The 16,984-nt window shown below is 46.3% G+C and carries 16 protein-coding genes; 7 read left to right on the plus strand and 9 right to left on the minus strand.

Annotated features, from left to right (window positions below; all coding sequences use genetic code 11):
* Positions 1-18 precede the first annotated feature (18 nt).
* Both V7S65_RS27585 and V7S65_RS27590 read right to left on the minus strand, forming a co-directional pair.
* Positions 19-708, minus strand: coding sequence for an ABC transporter ATP-binding protein (locus tag V7S65_RS27585; protein ID WP_079471266.1), 690 nt, complete (start codon positions 706-708; stop codon positions 19-21).
* A gap of 47 nt (positions 709-755) precedes the next feature.
* Complete coding sequence (locus tag V7S65_RS27590) at positions 756-2,003, minus strand: efflux RND transporter periplasmic adaptor subunit (RefSeq protein WP_079471267.1); 1,248 nt, start codon at positions 2,001-2,003, stop codon at positions 756-758.
* A 216-nt stretch (positions 2,004-2,219) separates the two neighbouring features.
* On the opposite strand from V7S65_RS27590, the gene V7S65_RS27595 reads away from it, so the two are divergent.
* From V7S65_RS27595 to V7S65_RS27615, 5 genes are all read left to right on the plus strand, one after another.
* Complete coding sequence (locus tag V7S65_RS27595) at positions 2,220-3,569, plus strand: sigma-54-dependent transcriptional regulator (protein ID WP_079471268.1); 1,350 nt, start codon at positions 2,220-2,222, stop codon at positions 3,567-3,569.
* A gap of 56 nt (positions 3,570-3,625) precedes the next feature.
* Positions 3,626-4,966: a sensor histidine kinase gene (locus V7S65_RS27600; RefSeq protein ID WP_111577324.1), complete on the plus strand. Its 1,341-nt coding sequence runs from the start codon at positions 3,626-3,628 to the stop codon at positions 4,964-4,966.
* Positions 4,967-5,045: 79 nt separating this feature from the next.
* The gene (locus tag V7S65_RS27605; protein WP_310219690.1) at positions 5,046-5,678 is read left to right on the plus strand and encodes a lysoplasmalogenase; all 633 of its coding nucleotides are present in this window, start codon (positions 5,046-5,048) and stop codon (positions 5,676-5,678) included.
* A gap of 19 nt (positions 5,679-5,697) precedes the next feature.
* Positions 5,698-7,296, plus strand: coding sequence for an L-aspartate oxidase (gene nadB, locus V7S65_RS27610; RefSeq protein ID WP_079471271.1), 1,599 nt, complete (start codon positions 5,698-5,700; stop codon positions 7,294-7,296).
* A 53-nt stretch (positions 7,297-7,349) separates the two neighbouring features.
* Positions 7,350-8,210 (plus strand): lysophospholipid acyltransferase family protein, encoded by an 861-nt coding sequence (locus tag V7S65_RS27615; RefSeq protein ID WP_079471272.1) that lies wholly within the window; start codon positions 7,350-7,352, stop codon positions 8,208-8,210.
* Positions 8,211-8,281: 71 nt separating this feature from the next.
* On the opposite strand, the gene V7S65_RS27620 is transcribed toward V7S65_RS27615, so the two are convergent.
* The 5 genes from V7S65_RS27620 to V7S65_RS27640 all read right to left on the minus strand — a co-directional run bounded on the left by V7S65_RS27620 (position 8,282) and on the right by V7S65_RS27640 (position 12,372).
* The gene (locus V7S65_RS27620; protein WP_111577321.1) at positions 8,282-8,788 is read right to left on the minus strand and encodes a BON domain-containing protein; all 507 of its coding nucleotides are present in this window, start codon (positions 8,786-8,788) and stop codon (positions 8,282-8,284) included.
* 121 nt (positions 8,789-8,909) lie between these two features.
* The gene (locus tag V7S65_RS27625; protein ID WP_336388897.1) at positions 8,910-10,313 is read right to left on the minus strand and encodes an MBL fold metallo-hydrolase; all 1,404 of its coding nucleotides are present in this window, start codon (positions 10,311-10,313) and stop codon (positions 8,910-8,912) included.
* Between the two features lie 134 nt (positions 10,314-10,447).
* Entirely contained in the window at positions 10,448-10,807 is a 360-nt protein-coding gene (locus V7S65_RS27630; RefSeq protein WP_012788619.1) for an ArsR/SmtB family transcription factor, read from the minus strand.
* Positions 10,808-11,020: 213 nt separating this feature from the next.
* Entirely contained in the window at positions 11,021-11,698 is a 678-nt protein-coding gene (gene tsaB, locus V7S65_RS27635; protein ID WP_336388896.1) for a tRNA (adenosine(37)-N6)-threonylcarbamoyltransferase complex dimerization subunit type 1 TsaB, read from the minus strand.
* A gap of 8 nt (positions 11,699-11,706) precedes the next feature.
* Complete coding sequence (locus tag V7S65_RS27640; protein ID WP_079471278.1) at positions 11,707-12,372, minus strand: 3-hydroxyacyl-CoA dehydrogenase family protein; 666 nt, start codon at positions 12,370-12,372, stop codon at positions 11,707-11,709.
* A 98-nt stretch (positions 12,373-12,470) separates the two neighbouring features.
* Between V7S65_RS27640 and V7S65_RS27645 the strand changes: the two genes are divergently transcribed.
* Positions 12,471-12,854: a RidA family protein gene (locus V7S65_RS27645; RefSeq protein WP_336388895.1), complete on the plus strand. Its 384-nt coding sequence runs from the start codon at positions 12,471-12,473 to the stop codon at positions 12,852-12,854.
* A 52-nt stretch (positions 12,855-12,906) separates the two neighbouring features.
* Here the strand turns inward: V7S65_RS27645 and V7S65_RS27650 are convergent, their stop codons facing one another.
* A complete protein-coding gene (locus tag V7S65_RS27650; RefSeq protein WP_336388894.1) occupies positions 12,907-14,577 on the minus strand; it encodes a L,D-transpeptidase family protein in 1,671 nt (556 codons plus the stop codon).
* Between the two features lie 185 nt (positions 14,578-14,762).
* Here V7S65_RS27650 and V7S65_RS27655 point away from each other — a divergent pair, with 185 nt between their 5' ends.
* Positions 14,763-15,071: a cupin domain-containing protein gene (locus V7S65_RS27655; RefSeq protein ID WP_336388893.1), complete on the plus strand. Its 309-nt coding sequence runs from the start codon at positions 14,763-14,765 to the stop codon at positions 15,069-15,071.
* A gap of 36 nt (positions 15,072-15,107) precedes the next feature.
* On the opposite strand, the gene V7S65_RS27660 is transcribed toward V7S65_RS27655, so the two are convergent.
* Positions 15,108-16,658: an Rne/Rng family ribonuclease gene (locus tag V7S65_RS27660; protein WP_079471283.1), complete on the minus strand. Its 1,551-nt coding sequence runs from the start codon at positions 16,656-16,658 to the stop codon at positions 15,108-15,110.
* Positions 16,659-16,984: the final 326 nt, after the last annotated feature.

Below are 16,984 nucleotides of genomic sequence, written 5' to 3' on the forward strand. Positions count from 1 at the left end.
TTAGAATGGCGGAAAAAATCACACATGAAACTGCTCCTTGATATTCTCTGTCACCACGCGTCCATCAAACAGGTTGATAATACGGTGTGCAAACCCGGCATCATATGGGGAGTGTGTTACCATGATCAGGGTGGTACCGGAGTTGTTCAGCTCCTGCAACAACTTCATTACTTCTTCCCCGTTGGTAGAGTCCAGGTTACCGGTGGGCTCATCCGCCAGTATCAGGTTGGGCTTGGCTACCACGGCGCGGGCAATGGCTACCCTTTGTTGCTGACCACCGGACAGCTGCTGCGGGAAGTGGTTGCGGCGGTGCATAATGTTCATGCGTTCCAGCACCTCTTCTACCTTCACTTTTCTTTCAGCGGCGGGAACTTTCAGATAGAGCAGGGGCAATTCCACATTCTCGAAAACGGTCAGCTCATCAATGAGGTTAAAGCTCTGGAACACGAAACCAATGGAACCTTTGCGGAGCTGTGCTCTTTGTCTTTCACTCATACGCGCTACTTCCTTATCCCAGAAGTGATACTCGCCATCGCTGGGGTTATCCAGCAGACCCAATATGTTCAGCAAAGTGGATTTGCCGCAACCGGAGGGCCCCATGATCGCTACAAATTCTCCATCCTGCACTTCCATGTTAATACCATTGAGAGCAGTGGTTTCTACCTCTTCTGTTGTAAACAGCTTCTGTAAGTTAACAGTGCGTATCATAAGTGTTATTTATTTTAAATGCTAGTTTATATAAAAAAATGGATGAACTAAAAGGATAAAACATCTTTGTTACCGAAATTCTCATAAGAGGAAGTGATCACCTGGTCGCCTGGCTGCAGGCCCTCCAGTACTTCAAAATATAGCGGATTTTTGCGGCCCAGCGAAATATTACGTTTTACTGCGCGGTTGCCGCTTTTATCCACTACATATACCCAGTTACCACCGGTGTCGGAGAAAAATCCGCCGAGCGGTAAAAGGATGGCTTCTGCGGACTTACCCAATACAAGGCGGATAGGAGAGGATTGTCCACGGCGGATGCCTTCCGGCGTATTTTTTTCAAAGGTCATATCGGCCTGGAAACGGCCGCTTTTTACTTCGGGATATACCTTTGTAACCAGCATTTCGTAAGATTTGCCATCGAACTCAAAGGTGGCTTTCAACCCGGCAAATACCTGTGAAACATAGTGTTCGTCTATATCGGCGCGTAATTTAAATCCGTTTAGGTCATCGATCTGGCCAATATTCTGGCCGGCGGTGATGCTGGAACCAACTTCCACGTCGATGGAAGAGAGCTGTCCGGATACCGGGGCGCGAACAATCAGGCTGTTCAGGTTTTCCCGCATCAGGTCCAGGTTGCGCTGGGTTCTGGCCAGGGTGCCCTCCAGCTGGGTAATCTGCATTTTGGCATTGTCCTGCTGGTATTTCTGGGATTGCAGCTGGATATCTTTCTGACGCAGGAGTCCTTCCAGTTCAAATTTGTTTTTGTTGAACTCCTGGCGGGCAACGATCTTCTCCTCTACCAGTTGTTTGTTCCGGTCGTACAGATCCTGTGCAGCGGCTATTTTAGCGTCGATATCTGAAATGGTTTGCTGCATGGTAAATTCCTGCTGGCGGATACTCAGGCGGGTATTCTGCAGTTCGTTGCGTAAACGGTAGATCTCTGTTTCATGGTTTACAAAGTCCATCATCATGTGCTGGTTATCCAGCCGCAGGATAGAGTCGCCTTCCTTTACCATACTACCTCCATCCAGGTACTTACGGCTTACATATCCGCCTTCAATGGCATCCAGGCGGATGGTTTTCAGGGGCATTACCACAGCGGTAACGGCAATATATACATCAAAGGTTCCTTTCTTTACTGTAGAGATAGTGATCTTGTCCTTTTCTACATTCAGGGTGGCCCGGTGATCCGCAAAAAGCAATGTATACAACAGCAGCATTGCTACTGCCGCGCCACCACCTATCATCAGGATGCGCTTTTTATTCCAAAACTTCTTTTCTAATTTTCTGTCCATGTTTTTTAGCGAAAAGTTTGCTGACCGGAGAAAGTCAATCCACATGCCAAAGCTGAAAACCGCTTACCAGCAACGTTTTCAGGGAAAAATGGTTTAAAAAAACGTCCTTTGCCGGACAAGCGGTGTCCATAATCGGACACTTTTAAAAGTTCCTGAAATTAGCTGTGGGTTTGAAAGAATCTTTGTTTAATATTGTCACCTATTCACCATTCGCATATGACTACCATGCAACCAGGAAAGATTTTAATTGTTGATGATGATGTAGATGTTTTACGTGCAGCCCGCCTGTTACTTAAAAGACATTTCGAACAGGTTGATTTTGAGAAGAATCCGCAAAAAATACCCTATCTCGTATCCAACTTCGATTACGATGTAATCCTGCTGGATATGAACTTTACGCGCGACCTGAGCAGCGGAAAAGAAGGCTTTGAATGGCTCGATCGGATCCTGGATATAAAACCAGAAACGGCCGTTGTATTATTCACTGCTTATGGCGACGTGGAAATGGCGGTAAGGGCTATCAAGGCCGGTGCAGTTGATTTTGTGCTCAAACCCTGGGAAAACGAAAAGCTTCTTGCCACTATTCAAACAGCCTACAACAAACGTGCAGCCCAACAGGATAAACCACCTGCTGCGGTACATCATCCCGGCAACCAGGTAATCGGTAAAAGCCCCGGTATGCTGGCCGTATTTGATACCGTATCCAAAGTAGCCGCCACGGATGCCAATATCCTCATCCTCGGTGAAAATGGTACCGGTAAAGATATGCTGGCCCGCCAGATACATGCACAGTCGAACCGGAGCAGCAAACCCTTTGTAAGCGTAGACCTCGGCGCCATCAGCGAAACCCTCTTTGAAAGTGAACTGTTCGGCCACGTAAAAGGCGCCTTCACCGATGCCCGCGAAGACCGCGCCGGCCGCTTTGAAGAAGCCAACGGCGGTACCATCTTCCTGGACGAAATAGGAAACATCTCCATCCCCTTCCAGGCAAAACTGCTTACTGTACTGCAAAACAGGTCGGTTACAAAAGTAGGTTCCAATAAAAGTATACCCATCGACGTTAGACTGATATGCGCCACCAACCGCAACATCTCGCACATGGCTGCGCAACACCTGTTCAGACAGGATCTGCTCTATCGTATCAATACCATCGAAATACACCTGCCGCCACTGCGTGAACGCGTGGAAGATATCATCCCGCTGGCAGAACATTTCCTGCAACTGTACCGCGATAAATATAAACGCCCGGTAAACAGCATGCACGAATCACTCATCACCCAACTGCAGCGGTACGACTGGCCCGGCAATATCCGCGAACTGCAACATGCACTGGAAAGAGCCGTGATCCTCTCACAGGGAAAAACACTCCAGCCTAAAGATGTGTTTGTGAAAAGTAACAACAATGCCGATCAGGCAATGGACACCGGCTATAACCTGGAAGAAATGGAACGCAACATCATTTCCCAGGCGATGAAAAAATGCAACGGCAACATCACCGAAGCCGCCAAAGAACTGGGACTTAGCAGGGCCGCCCTTTACAGAAGACTGGAAAAATATAACATATAGCCGTTGGCTTTCAGCGGTTAAATAATCACTGAAAGCCAATAGCTAAAAGCGCTCCAATGAATCGTTTCAGCATTAATATCAGCTTACGGGTTATCCTGCTGGCCGCCACGCTCACAGCCGCTATCTGGCTGTTCATGCACAGTATGCAGCCACTCACATTCCTGCTGATCCCGCTGGTATTAATACAGCTGTACGGTATCTATCATTACCTCAACCGGATTAACCGTAAACTCACCCTGTTCCTCGAGTCTATCCGCTACGAAGATTTCTCCATCCGCTTCAGCGCCGACAATAAACTCGGTAAAAGTTTCAGTATGCTCAACCACCAGTTCAACGAAGTACTGGAGGCCTTCCGGCAAACCCGGGCAGAGAAAGAAGCTAACCTGAAATATATCGATACCATTGTGCAGCACATCAGCATTGGAGTATTATCATTTGATGCAGAAGGCAAAATAGAACTCATTAACCCCGCGGCATTCCGCCTGATGGGCATCTACCGGCTGCGTAATATCCATGAGCTGAAGACAGTTCATCCGGGCCTGTCGGAATTGCTGATGGAATTGTCGTCGGGCAATAAAACACTGTATGCCACAAGGCAGGAACAACAACTGTCTATTCACGCTGCTACCGTACGTTTGCAGGGACGGCTCATCAAACTTATTTCCATCCAGAATATCCATTCGGAACTGCAGAAAAAAGAACTGGAAGCATGGCAAAACCTTACCAAAATATTGCGCCATGAAATCATGAATTCTGTAACGCCCATTGTATCGCTGATTGGTACCATGCAGGAAATTGTGGACCTGGATATAGCTCCCGGCGCACAACACCAGGAAGGAATCTCCGACTTGCGTGAAGCCCTGCAAACAGTGGAAAGCCGCAGCAAAGGCATCATGAACTTTGTAAATGCCTACCGCGATTATACCACCCTGCCGCAACCCCAGTTTACTACGGTTAATGTAAGAACTCTGGTAAACTCCGTGAGCAGCCTGTTCCAGGCAGATATGAAGCAGGCAGGCATCCGGTTCTCCGTAGAAACAGACGCCGAAAATATGGAGATCCATGCGGATATATCGCAGTTGCAAATGGTGTTGATCAACCTTGTCAAAAATGCAATGGATGCACTGGAACATACGCCGGAAGCGACCATCAGCATGAAGCTGTATCTTAACAACATCCAGCAGATATGCATTGAAATTACAGACAACGGCCCTGGTATTGATAAAGACGCCATGAACAAAATATTCATCCCTTTCTTTACTACCAAGAAGAAAGGGTCCGGCATTGGTCTGAGCCTGTCTCAACAAATCATACAAATGCATGGCGGACAGCTGAAAGTGATCAGTCCGGGCATTAACGGTAATGGCACTACGTTTTATATCCTGTTAAATACTTAGCAGAAATATTTGTAAATTACTGATACAATCCCTTTCCATGTTCCGCCCAAAGCATTTGGTTATTTACTTTCTTGTACTATTGGCTGATATCCTGTTGATTGCCTTTGGCAGGGAGGAATACCGGTATGCCACCAAGCCGCTGCTGATGATTCTACTGGCGGTGTATGTGTTGTATACCAATGTAAAAATGCCCCGTTCATTCCGTATCTTTTTATTGCTGGCATTATTCTTTTCTTCCCTGGGAGATGACCTGCTGTTGTTTGAAAACCTTTTCCTGCCGGGCCTCGGCAGCTTTTTCATTGCACAGGTGATGTATTGTATCTTCTTCCTGAAAATAAGATACAGCAATCTGCCGGTACCGCTGTGCCGGTATCCGTACATATTCCTCAACGCTGTTGTCATTATCCTCTTTATTCTTTTCCTCCTGCCCTACCTGGGCAGTTTAGCCGTACCCGTTATCGCGTATTCAATCACTCTTTTCTTCCTGGTACAATGCGTACTGCATGCCTTTCATTTCCGGCGGCAACCTACCGGCTGGTATTCCCTGGCTGGCGCTATATTATTTGTGATTTCAGATGCCATGATAGCAGTGGGCAAATTCTATCATCCGTTTCCCGGTGGCGATATCCTGGTGATGCTCACCTATGGTTTTGCGCAATGGGGACTGGTGTATGGCAGTACGGAGTACTTCCGGGTAAAAATTAGCAGGTAATTCTTACTTTTGTCTAACTATGCAGCAAACAGACTTTCTTGTCATCGGTTCAGGAATTGCAGGGCTCACTTATGCGCTCAAGGTGTCACAACAGTGTCCGGATAAAAAGATCACCGTCATCACAAAAAGCCGGGAGGATGAAACCAACACCAAATACGCCCAGGGCGGCGTTGCGGTGGTAAATGACCTGGAGAATGACAGTTTCGAGAAACATATAGAAGATACGCTCATCGCGGGCGACGGGCTCTGTAACGAACAGATAGTAAAGATCGTGGTAACCGAAGGGCCGGAAAGAGTGAACGAGATCATTGAATGGGGCGCCAACTTCGACAAAAACGCCGATGGCGATTTCTCTCTCGGCCGCGAAGGCGGGCACTCCGTTTTCAGGGTGATCCACCACAAGGATGTTACCGGCAAAGAAATTGAACGCGCGCTGCTGGAGGCCATCCACCAACGTCCAAATATAGAACTGGTCACACATTGCTTCGTGGTAGATCTCATCACCCAGCACCACCTGGGCTACCTGGTCACCAAATCCACGCCCGATATAGAATGCTACGGGGTGTATGTACTCAACCTCGCTACCAATAAAATAGAAAAGATCCTGTCTAAAGTAACGCTGCTGGCTACCGGTGGCAATGGCCAGGTATACCGCAGTACCACCAATCCCAACATCGCTACCGGCGATGGCGTGGCAATGGTGTACCGCGCAAAGGGCCGTATCGAAAACATGGAGTTCATCCAGTTTCACCCTACAGCCCTCTACCAGCCAGGTGTAAGCCCTTCCTTCCTCATCACCGAGGCAGTAAGAGGCGATGGCGGTATTCTGCGGAATATTCACGGGGAAGACTTTATGCACAAATACGATCCACGCCTGTCGCTGGCTCCGCGCGATATTGTGGCCCGCGCCATCGACAGTGAAATGAAGATCACCGGTACAGAACATGTATACCTCGATTGCCGGCACATGGACCTGGAGAAGTTTATTCATCATTTCCCCAATATCTATGAAACCTGTAAGGCCGCAGGAATTGATGTGGCCCATCAGATGATCCCGGTATCGCCTGCCGCGCATTACAGCTGTGGCGGTATTAAAACCAATGAATGGGGTCTCACCTCTATCCGTAACTTGTATGCCTGTGGCGAATGCGCCAGCACCGGGCTTCATGGCGCCAACCGTCTTGCATCCAACTCACTGCTGGAAGCAATGGTGTTTGCCCATCGCTGCTTTATGGATGCCACGAGCAAAATAGATTTACTGGAGTTCAAAGAAAATGTACCCGACTGGGATGCCACCGGCACCAGCGCACCCAAAGAAATGATCCTGATCACCCAAAGTTTGAAAGAGCTGAAGCAGATCATGAGCGATTACGTAGGGATTGTAAGAACAGACGTACGTTTGCAACGCGCCCTCCGGAGGATGGATATCCTGCATGAAGAAACGGAAGACCTCTACGAAAAAACAATGGTATCGCCGCAATTATGCGAACTGCGTAACCTCATTACGGCAGGATACCTGATCGTAAAAGGCGCCGCCTTCCGCAAAGAAAGCAGGGGACTTCATTTCAACACCGATTATCCGTTTAAGAGCGAACTGGTACAAAACATTGTACTGTAAGCTAAACGGCTGTCTTTCATTACCTTTGCGTTGGATTTACAACAATCAGGAATATGTATTATCTGCTGCTTGCTTTTTGCTATAGCCTTTCCATATTGCCATTCCCGGTACTTTACTTCATCAGCGACGTATTATACGTGCTGGTGTACTATGTGATCGGATATCGCAGGAAAGTAGTGATGGAGAATCTTACCCAGGCCTTTCCGGATAAGTCAAAGGAAGAACTCACCCTTCTTGCTAAAAAATATTATCACAACCTTACCGATATGATGGTGGAAACCATCAAACTGCTTACCATGAGCAAAGCACAGCTGCAAAAGCGCTTCCAGTGCGACCTTACGGTATTGCATGAATTATATGCACAGGGTAAAAGCTGCCAGTTACACCTCGGGCATAACTTTAACTGGGAGTGGGCAAACCTGTTTTGTATGCAGGGCGTGGCATTTCCATTCCTGGTAGTATATATGCCGCTTACGAGCAGGCCGGCCGACCGGATGTTCCGTCATTTCAGGGAAAAATTCGGCACTATCCTCATTCCTGCAAACGATATGGGCAACAGTATGCGGGCATGGACCAACAAACAATATTTAATTGCGCTGGTGGCAGATCAGAATCCCGGAAACCCGCGCAGCTGCTACTGGTATCCCTTCCTCAATAAAATGACGCCGTTCTACAAAGGCCCGGAAATGGGCGCTAAGAGAAGCAATATCCCCGTAGTGTTTGTGGACATCCGTAAGGTAAAAAGGGGTTATTATCATGCTTCCCTGAAGCTGGCCTTTGAAAATCCGCAACAGGAGCCCGATGGCGCTATCACAGAAGCTTTTGTAAAATATCTCGAAAAAAATATTCATGAGCAGCCTGAAGTATGGGTGTGGAGCCACCGGCGCTGGAAACATGAATATAAAGGGAAGTAAAAAATAGTTTTTTTACAGGAGATGGATACCTCATTATCTCCTGTGTTGCTTCATGCTTTTACCACACTATTTTATTTAACCTGTACGTTATTCGTTATTTTTTTTGCGGAGAACTGTTGTGCTATCTGCAGCATACTACGAACGTTTTTCTTTTTCACCATTCCGTCGAGGGTGATTTCCCCGTTTGAAACAGTAACCCTAACGTTGTTAAATTTCCGGGCAGCGTACACAGAATCGAGCGAGTGTTTCAGGATATCGTCAGTATTGGGCGCTGCCGGGGCAGGCGATGCCGGCTGGGCAGGCGGGGCTGCTACGGCTGTTTTTACGGTAATATTATCCTGTACCGACTTCACTCCTTTCAATCCTTTTAACGCGTCTTCAGCGGCCGATTTGGCCACTTCATCGCTCACCTCACCACTAAGCATCACTACCCCGTTCTTCACATCTGCGGTGATACCGGGAATGTTACTCAGCTTTTCATTCACCTCTTCTTTTAACTCCGCATCCGAAGGTTTACAGGCGAACATCAGCATGTTCATAAACATCAGCAAGGCTATTGCCAGGGTTTTGATTGTCATGCCTAAACAATTTTGTAGCAAGAAGTTAACAAATACGCGGGGAATAGCCAAAAGAAAACGGGAGCGATAAGAAGAAGATCATACTTCTTTTTATCGCTCCCGTTTAAAAATATAGCGGAAATTAGTTCAGTACTGTTTTTTCCTGAACTACCTGTAATCCTTTCTGGTCCTTCATTTTAGCGAAACCGCCTTCTATGTTACGCAAATTGTGGATCCCTTCTCTTTTCATGATAGAGCAGGCAATGATGCTGCGGTAACCACCCTGGCAATGTACATACAGGTTGTGGTTATCTTCCAGGTCTGCTAATTTTCCCGGGTCCATCATATCACCGAGGGTAATGTTAAGCGCATTTTTGATGTGGCCATCAGCAAATTCGATAGGCTTACGAACGTCGATGATCACCAGGTTCGGATCATGCGGAATGTCCATTGCCAGTTCGTCTGCTTCTACGGTGATGATCATATCTTTTGCTTCGCCGGCTGCTTCCCATGCAGGGTAGCCACCATTCAGATAGCCGACAACGTTATCAAAACCTACACGTGCCATTCTTACCACGGTTTCTTCTTCTTTACCGATAGGGGTAACCAGGATAATGTCCTGGTCAAACGGCAGGAGGCTGCCGGCCCATTCCGCAAAGCGTCCTTCCAAACCTATGCTGATAGCGCCGGGTACATATCCGTCGCCAAATTCAGTAGCCGGACGTGTATCGAGAATCAGTGCTCCTGCTTTACCTTTTGCTTTGAATTCAGCAGGGGAAAGTGGCTGCATAGCCTTTTCCATTACCGCTTTCAACGCATCGTATCCTTCCTTGTTTATTTTTGCGTTGATAGGGAAATAAGATGGCGGTGTAGCTAAACCGCTGGTCACTTCTTCTATAAATTTATCTTTATCTGTAGCCAGTAATGCGTAGTTGGTGGCTTTTTCCTCACCGATGGTGCTGTAGGTATTTGGTCCCAGGTTTTTGCCGCAAGCGGAGCCGGGGCCGTGTGCGGGGTATACGATTACGGCATCCGGTAATGTTTTAATCCGGTTGTTGAGCGAATCGAACAGGTATCCGGCCAGTTCTTCTTTGGTGAGGTTGCCGCTGAAAAGATCGGGGCGGCCTACATCTCCAACGAATAAGGTATCTCCGGTAAATACGGCGTACGGCTGTTGCTGTTCGTCTGATAACAGGTAACAGGAAGATTCCAGGGTATGCCCGGGTGTGTGCAGCACTTTAAGGGTTACTGCGCCGATCTCAAATACTTCATCATCTTTTGCTATATAGGAATCAAAGCTGGTTTCAGCGTCCGGGCCATATACGATTTTTGCGCCGGTAGCTTCTGCCAGTTCCAGGTGTCCCGAAACAAAGTCAGCGTGAAAATGAGTTTCAAAGATGTATTTAATGGTAGCGTTGCGTTCTCTTGCCAGATCCAGGTATACTTCAATATCACGCAACGGGTCAATCACTACCGCGACCCCGTTGGATTCTATGAAGTATGCCGCTTCCGACAAACAGCTGGTGTACAATTGTTTTACGTACATGGTTTTTGATTTTTACAAATTTACAACTTCTGAGGCTGTACACTTATGGATAAAATCTATACCAAAATAAAAAAGTAGCCGTATGGCTACTTTTTTATATAATACTTTCCGTAGTGATACACGGATCAATGCTTTTAACCAACAAGTTCTTCCACAAACTTCGCCACTTCAGCAATACGTTGCTTGTTGATGGTGTAGTGAATAAACTTACCATCTCTTTCTGTAATTACAATGCCAGCACGCCTTAATATGGCGAGATGTTGCGATGCTACCGATTGTTCCAGACGCAATTTCACGTAAATCTCCGTCACGGTCATTTTCTTGTGATCTTCCAGCAGCTTAATCATCTGCTGGCGCAGCTTATGGTTGATAGCACGTAAAACCATAGCAGCTTTCTTTACGGCAATGTAATCCAATTTGATCTGGTCTTTTTCATTGGTACCTCTAGAAATAATAAGAGTATTAGAAGAGGTAGTTAATAATGTTTTTTCCATCGCATAATAGTTTTAAAAAAATGATGAAATGAAAGGGATCAACGGACAGTACTCGCAAACAGTTAGACAACAATTGCGGTAATCGATTTATACAAAAATATAATATCTATCACAATAAAAAAAATTTCCATACCTTAATTTATCATATATATGCCCCGGATACTTGCAAATTAGATGTAATTTGACTATTCTATGACAAAACTAAGATATATGTCAGGGCTTTTGAGAAGAATAAAAGGGCTTGAGGTAGAACGGACTGAAATAAGCCAGGTCAACGAATAGCTTTTTTTCATATGCCTGCGCCGACAAAGGCGCCATATGTGCAGCACTTATCACATATTCTGCAAAAATAGCGTTTTTGTGTGAAGATATCATTAGTTGCCATTTGGGGCTGCCATCCCCGAAGAAGTAGATCTGGTGCGCCGCCAACTGTTCATCAAGAGAATTTGGCTCCAGGATCATTGCCTGTGGCGGCATGATCTCCTGTAAGCGGGCATCATACAAGCCCATAAACACTTCCTGCCTGCGGGCATCCAGCATAGGACAATATAACGCCTGTTCATTTTTTACTTCGGAGATTAAACCCTGCGCCATCATCTGAAGCGTGGAAATGGCCAGCAGCGGCTTACTCCAGGCATAACATAATCCTTTGGCAGTAGCCACGCCTACACGTAGCCCGGTATAGGAACCCGGTCCGGCACTTACTGCTACCGCATCCAGCTGCGCAGGAACAATGCCCTGCTCCTTTAGTATCTGCTGAACAAACACGATCATAGTGGCTGCATGGTCCTGCTGCTTTTCGTTCACCAGTGTTTGAATCACCTGTCCATCGCGGGAAAGGCTTACAGAGCCTGTTGTTGTTGCGGTATCTATATTCAGTATAAGTGCCATGTAAAAAATTAAATCGCTTCGTAGGCTGTTTGTAATGAGGCTGCTACCTGGTACCGGTCGTCGCCGGTTGCATCATGTACCGCCTTTAATACTTCATACACCTGCTTTATGCCTATCCGTTCGCTCCATTCGAAAGGCCCGTAAGGATAGTTGGTGCCTAAACGCATGGAAGTATCAATATCCTCCGGTGTTGCAGTGCCTTCCTGCGCCGTAAGAAAAGCTTCGTTAATGATCATGCATATCACCCGCGGCGTTACCAGTCCTACAGCATCCGCTACCAGCAGGTATTCCCAGCCCAGTTTATACATGAGGGTATCCAGCGTTTCCTTTTGTCCTTCATCCAGCACTGTTACTTCCAGTACCGGCATATTCACCAGCCCGGTCAGAAAGTTGCAGCCCATGATATTGAATCCCTGCTCAAACGCGTACTGGCCGATGATTTCGGTCAAAGACGTTTTCACTATCCCTGCCAGCACCGGGATTCCCGGATTTTTTGCATACACCATCGCATGATCCGGCCGGTCGTCGAAAATAAGATCCAGTACCAGGTCAAACGCTTTGAGAGATAATACCTCTTCCAGGCTTGTTTTCCATTGTACATCATGATGCTTCGCCATTCCCTTCTCCTGCAATTCATCAAAGCGCTGTGCATCTGCTATTACCAGGATATTCATGCGTTAAATTTCGGCAAACCTAATAAAGAATCACTAATTATAATGCATCTGCTCCGCATACATTGGTGCGTTCTCAATTATTATTTACTTTCGTTTTCATGGAAAAGCAAATCATTAACACCAACAATGCGCCCGCTCCTATAGGGCCTTATAACCAATCAGTGAAAGCAGGTAATACCCTGTATGTATCCGGCCAGATAGCCCTGGATCCCGTTTCCGGCGAGTTGATCAAATCCGGTATTGTGGATGAAACCCATCAGGCAATGAGGAATTTACAGGCCGTTCTTACTGCTGCCGGGCTGGGGTTTGAGCACATCGTAAAAACCACCATCTTTATAACAGATATGAAAACTTTCCCGCAGGTGAACGAAGTATATGGCAGTTATTTCACCAGCGACTTCCCGGCCAGGGAAACCGTAGAGGTTTCAGGGTTACCTAAAGGGGTAAACGTAGAAATTTCTGTAATCGCTGTAGGGGCTTAATTTTACAGCAATACAGCGGAGAGAGAAGTTCTTCCCTCCGCTGTATTTCATATTATTTACCAAATAAAGAGGCTGCCAGTTTTTTATCGTGGCCATACACGTCATCCCTGAAATTCAGCCGTCCCTCGCTATCTACAAAGGCGGTGAAGTACACAATGAAAACTGGTACTTTATCTTTTATCGTTACAAACTTTTCTTTACCGCCATTCATGGCGTCATCAATTTTCTTTTCTGTCCAGGATGAATCGCCACGCAGCAGCCATTCTGCAAGGTGCTTGGGCTCTGCAATCCTGATACAGCCGTGGCTGAAGGAACGCTTGTTTTCTCCAAACAGGTAACGCGCAGGCGTATCGTGGAGGTAAATGTTATACTCGTTAGGGAACAGGAACTTCACTTTGCCGAGTGAGTTTTTACCTCCAGGTTTCTGCCTTACGATGTAAGGAAAATTCGCTCCCGAATATCTCGCAAAATTGATAGAGCCCGGGGCAATAACTTTACCGCTGGCGCCCACTATTTCCATATTCTGACGGGCAAGATACCCGCTGCCGCTACGTTTAAGGCCGGGCAGCACTTCACCGCCCAGGATACCCGGAGGTACATTCCAGTAAGGACTGAACACTACATAACGCAGGTCTTTTGTGAAAATAACCGTGCTGGCGCCCGGCTTACCCACTACCACATTACAGCTCCACGATAATTTCCCTTTATCATACACATGCATTTTAAACTGCGGGATATTTACCAGGATATAATCCGTGGTAGGCTCTATGGGCACCCAGCGTAAACGTTCCATATTGAGCAGGATCTTTTGAATACGATCCTGTACAGGCGTATTCAGTGCATCCAGTACGCCTTTGGTGATGAGGCCATCTTCTTTCAGTCCCATCCTCAGCTGGAAATTACGCAGCGCAGAATCCAGCGCTACTGTGAACTGACGGCTGGTATCGGTTCCTTTCAGGTCGCCATAGGCTTCCAGCCTGGTTTTCACTGCCGCAATTACTTCAGAAGAATCTCCTTTTTTGAAACTCTTCTGGGTGGTGCGGATGGAATCCCATTTGGTGGAAGATTCGATCTGCGCCAGTTTTTTCAGTTGCTGACGCAGCATGATATAGTGCCTGTTTACCGGTTCATCATCTTCAAAAGCATTCGTCTTTTTATTCACCATAGAATCCAGCAGGCTCTCCATATCAATTTTCTTGCGGGGGATAAACCATTCCAGGTCTTTGGCGGAATCAGCGGTAAGTCCGCCCCATACTTTATTTCCATAAGCAAAGAATTGCGCGGTAAGCAGCATTTCAATGCGGGGAATAGCGGTATCGCCGGGTTTCAGGCCCACATCACTTACCAGCAGGGTATCTGTAAGCCGCTGCAGATCAGGGTTCATCAGGCTGCTGTCTTTAATACCATAGGCCGCGTCATTCTTCATCATGTTGATGAAGTTACCTGCCTGTTCAGTAAGACCATCTTTATTGATCCAGGCAAAATGGTAATCGCGTTTACGGTAAAAGTTGCGGATATATTCGTCATAGGCGTCATACGAGGTATGTGACTGCAGGAAATTATTTACATAGTTGCTGTCGATAGTTTGTTCAATATACTCCTGTTTGGTATAGTGAGTGGTATCTCTAGCTTTTGTTTTTTTCCGGGAGCCGCCCTGCTGCTGACAGGCAGCAAAAATAATCAGTGTCAGTAAGGCCAGTGAGGAGTAAAAACGTATAGTCATAAGCGTAATGGATGTTGAATTATTTACTTAAAACAAACATGACAATCAAACTGTTGGGATTGGAAGGGTATTATGTGGTAAATGTATGAAATATATATACTTATCGCTTCAGACCGTTGTTAAAATCTGGTGTATCAGCTATATTTAATATCTAAAAGATATAAAAATGAACAAACCTGCTCCTTTTGGATACTATTCCTGTAAAAAATACGATTGCCGGGCATTATGGCCGGTTTGTGCATGGCAGTAAGAGTACGTTGGCTTTCTGGGAGATAAAGGCGGGATTTGAATCGCCGGTACATCAGCATCCGCATGAGCAGATCACTTATATAGCGGAAGGTGTGTTTGAGATGAGCCTTGATGGCCGGAAGTATACGCTGAAGCAGCATGATACACTGGTGATTCCGCCGGATACGCCGCATGGCGGGCGTGCGCTGGAGGATTGTAAGATCATCGACAGTTTTAGTCCTGCCCGTGATGATTACAGATATTAAAAAGAAAAGGTCCTGGTTAAACCAGGACCTTTTCTTTTATAATTTAATTTCTTCGTCGTTAGCGTCAAAGAAGCGATATTCAGTAAGATGGTAATTGGAGTCAGCTTTGAGTTTTATCCATTTCTTATATTGGAAGTACCATTTCCATTGTTTGGATGCCAGGAATCCTTTGGTAAGGAAGGCATGCAATATAGGGTGAACGCGGATGGTAAGACCTTTGTGTTGGTGATTGAGCAGGTATTGCAGGTTCTTTTCGATGTCTTCGAGGATCAGCATGGATGCACCGATTTTGCCGGTTCCTCTGCAGGTAGGACAATCTTCTGCCACGGAGATGGTGATCTCAGGTTTTACCCGTTGGCGGGTAATTTGCATGAGTCCAAACTTCGAGATGGGCAGGATGGTGTGTTTAGCTCTGTCCTGGGCCATGAATTTCTCCATAGCTTCAAAGATGGCTTTCTTGTTTTCCGGCAGTTTCATATCAATGAAGTCAATGATAATGATACCACCCAGATCACGCAGTCTTAATTGCCGGGCAATTTCAGCAGCGGCTTCCAGGTTGGATGCGAGGGCATTTTGTTCCTGGTTGTTGCTGGAGCTTTTGTATCCGCTGTTCACGTCTACAACGTGCAGGGCTTCTGTGGCTTCAATGATGAGGTATACCCCGCTGTCGAGATTCACGGTTTTACCGAAGGAGGCTTTCACCTGCCGGGTAATCCCGAAGTTGTCGAATATGGGGGAACCGTTGTTGTAATAGTTAACGATATCAGACTTTTCCGGCGCAATCTTCTGGATGTACGTTTTGGTGTCAGTGTAGATATTTTTATCGTTTACAACGATGCGGTTAAAGCTCTCATTGAGCAGGTCACGGAGGATGCTGGCAGTTTTGGTTTGCTCGCTCAGGATCTTTTGCGGGGCAACGCCTCCACTGAGATTTGCCTGGATATTTTTCCAGGTTTGAACGAGGGTGGTCAGATCTTCGTGTAATTCTGCAGTTTTCTTTCCTTCAGCGGCGGTGCGTACAATAACGCCAAAGTTGGGCGTTTTGATGGCTTCCACGATTTTCTGCAATCTTTTTCTTTCTTCGGAGGAGTGGATTTTTTTAGAAACCGCAACAATATCATTAAAGGGTGTTAACACTATAAATCTTCCGGGTAAAGAAATTTCGCAGCTAAGGCGTGGGCCTTTAGAAGAAATGGGTTCTTTCAGAATTTGTACGAGGATATTGGGTTTGCCGCCCAGTACATCCGTAATTTTACCGGTCTTGACTATCTCCGGTTCATTTTTAAATTTGGTAAAATCAAATCCATCGGGCGTTTTATCGCTGATGGCCATTGAAGTAAATTTAAGAATGGAGCGGATATAGGGGCTGAGATCCGTGTAATGTAAAAAGGCATCTTTTTCAAAGCCTACGTCGACAAATGCAGCATTTAAGCCGGGTATCAGCTTTTTCACCTTACCCAGGTACAAATCGCCTACTGAGAAGTTAGGATTGCCACTTTCGTGATGTAACTCCACTAGCTTCTTATCTTCCAGTAACGCAATTTCCACCCCTGTGGGAGCCGCATTTATAATAAGTTCCTTATTCAAGCGTCCAAAATTTTAACCTTTAAAACTTCACCTTTATGCTATGCACACGGCTATTTAAGAACAGCTTACTGCATACCAAAACAATAGCTCACCTATAAAGTTAGCGTATTTCTTCACGTTCGTGATGAATGGATTGCTTAAGGGTTCAGCGATCACTGCAGGTAATGTCCGGAGAATTCAATTGCGGGATCTATGGAAACAACCTGCATGACTATAGCAATTTAAGAAGTAAATGCTAGAATCATGCAGGATATATGAAAATTTTTATCCGACCACCGCGCCGGGAGCATACCTTGTTAGTATAAATGGCGGGAAACTGGAGTAAT

This window comes from Chitinophaga sp. CCNWYY40, assembly GCF_037483205.1.
GTDB classification, from domain to species: Bacteria; Bacteroidota; Bacteroidia; order Chitinophagales; family Chitinophagaceae; genus Chitinophaga; species Chitinophaga ginsengisegetis.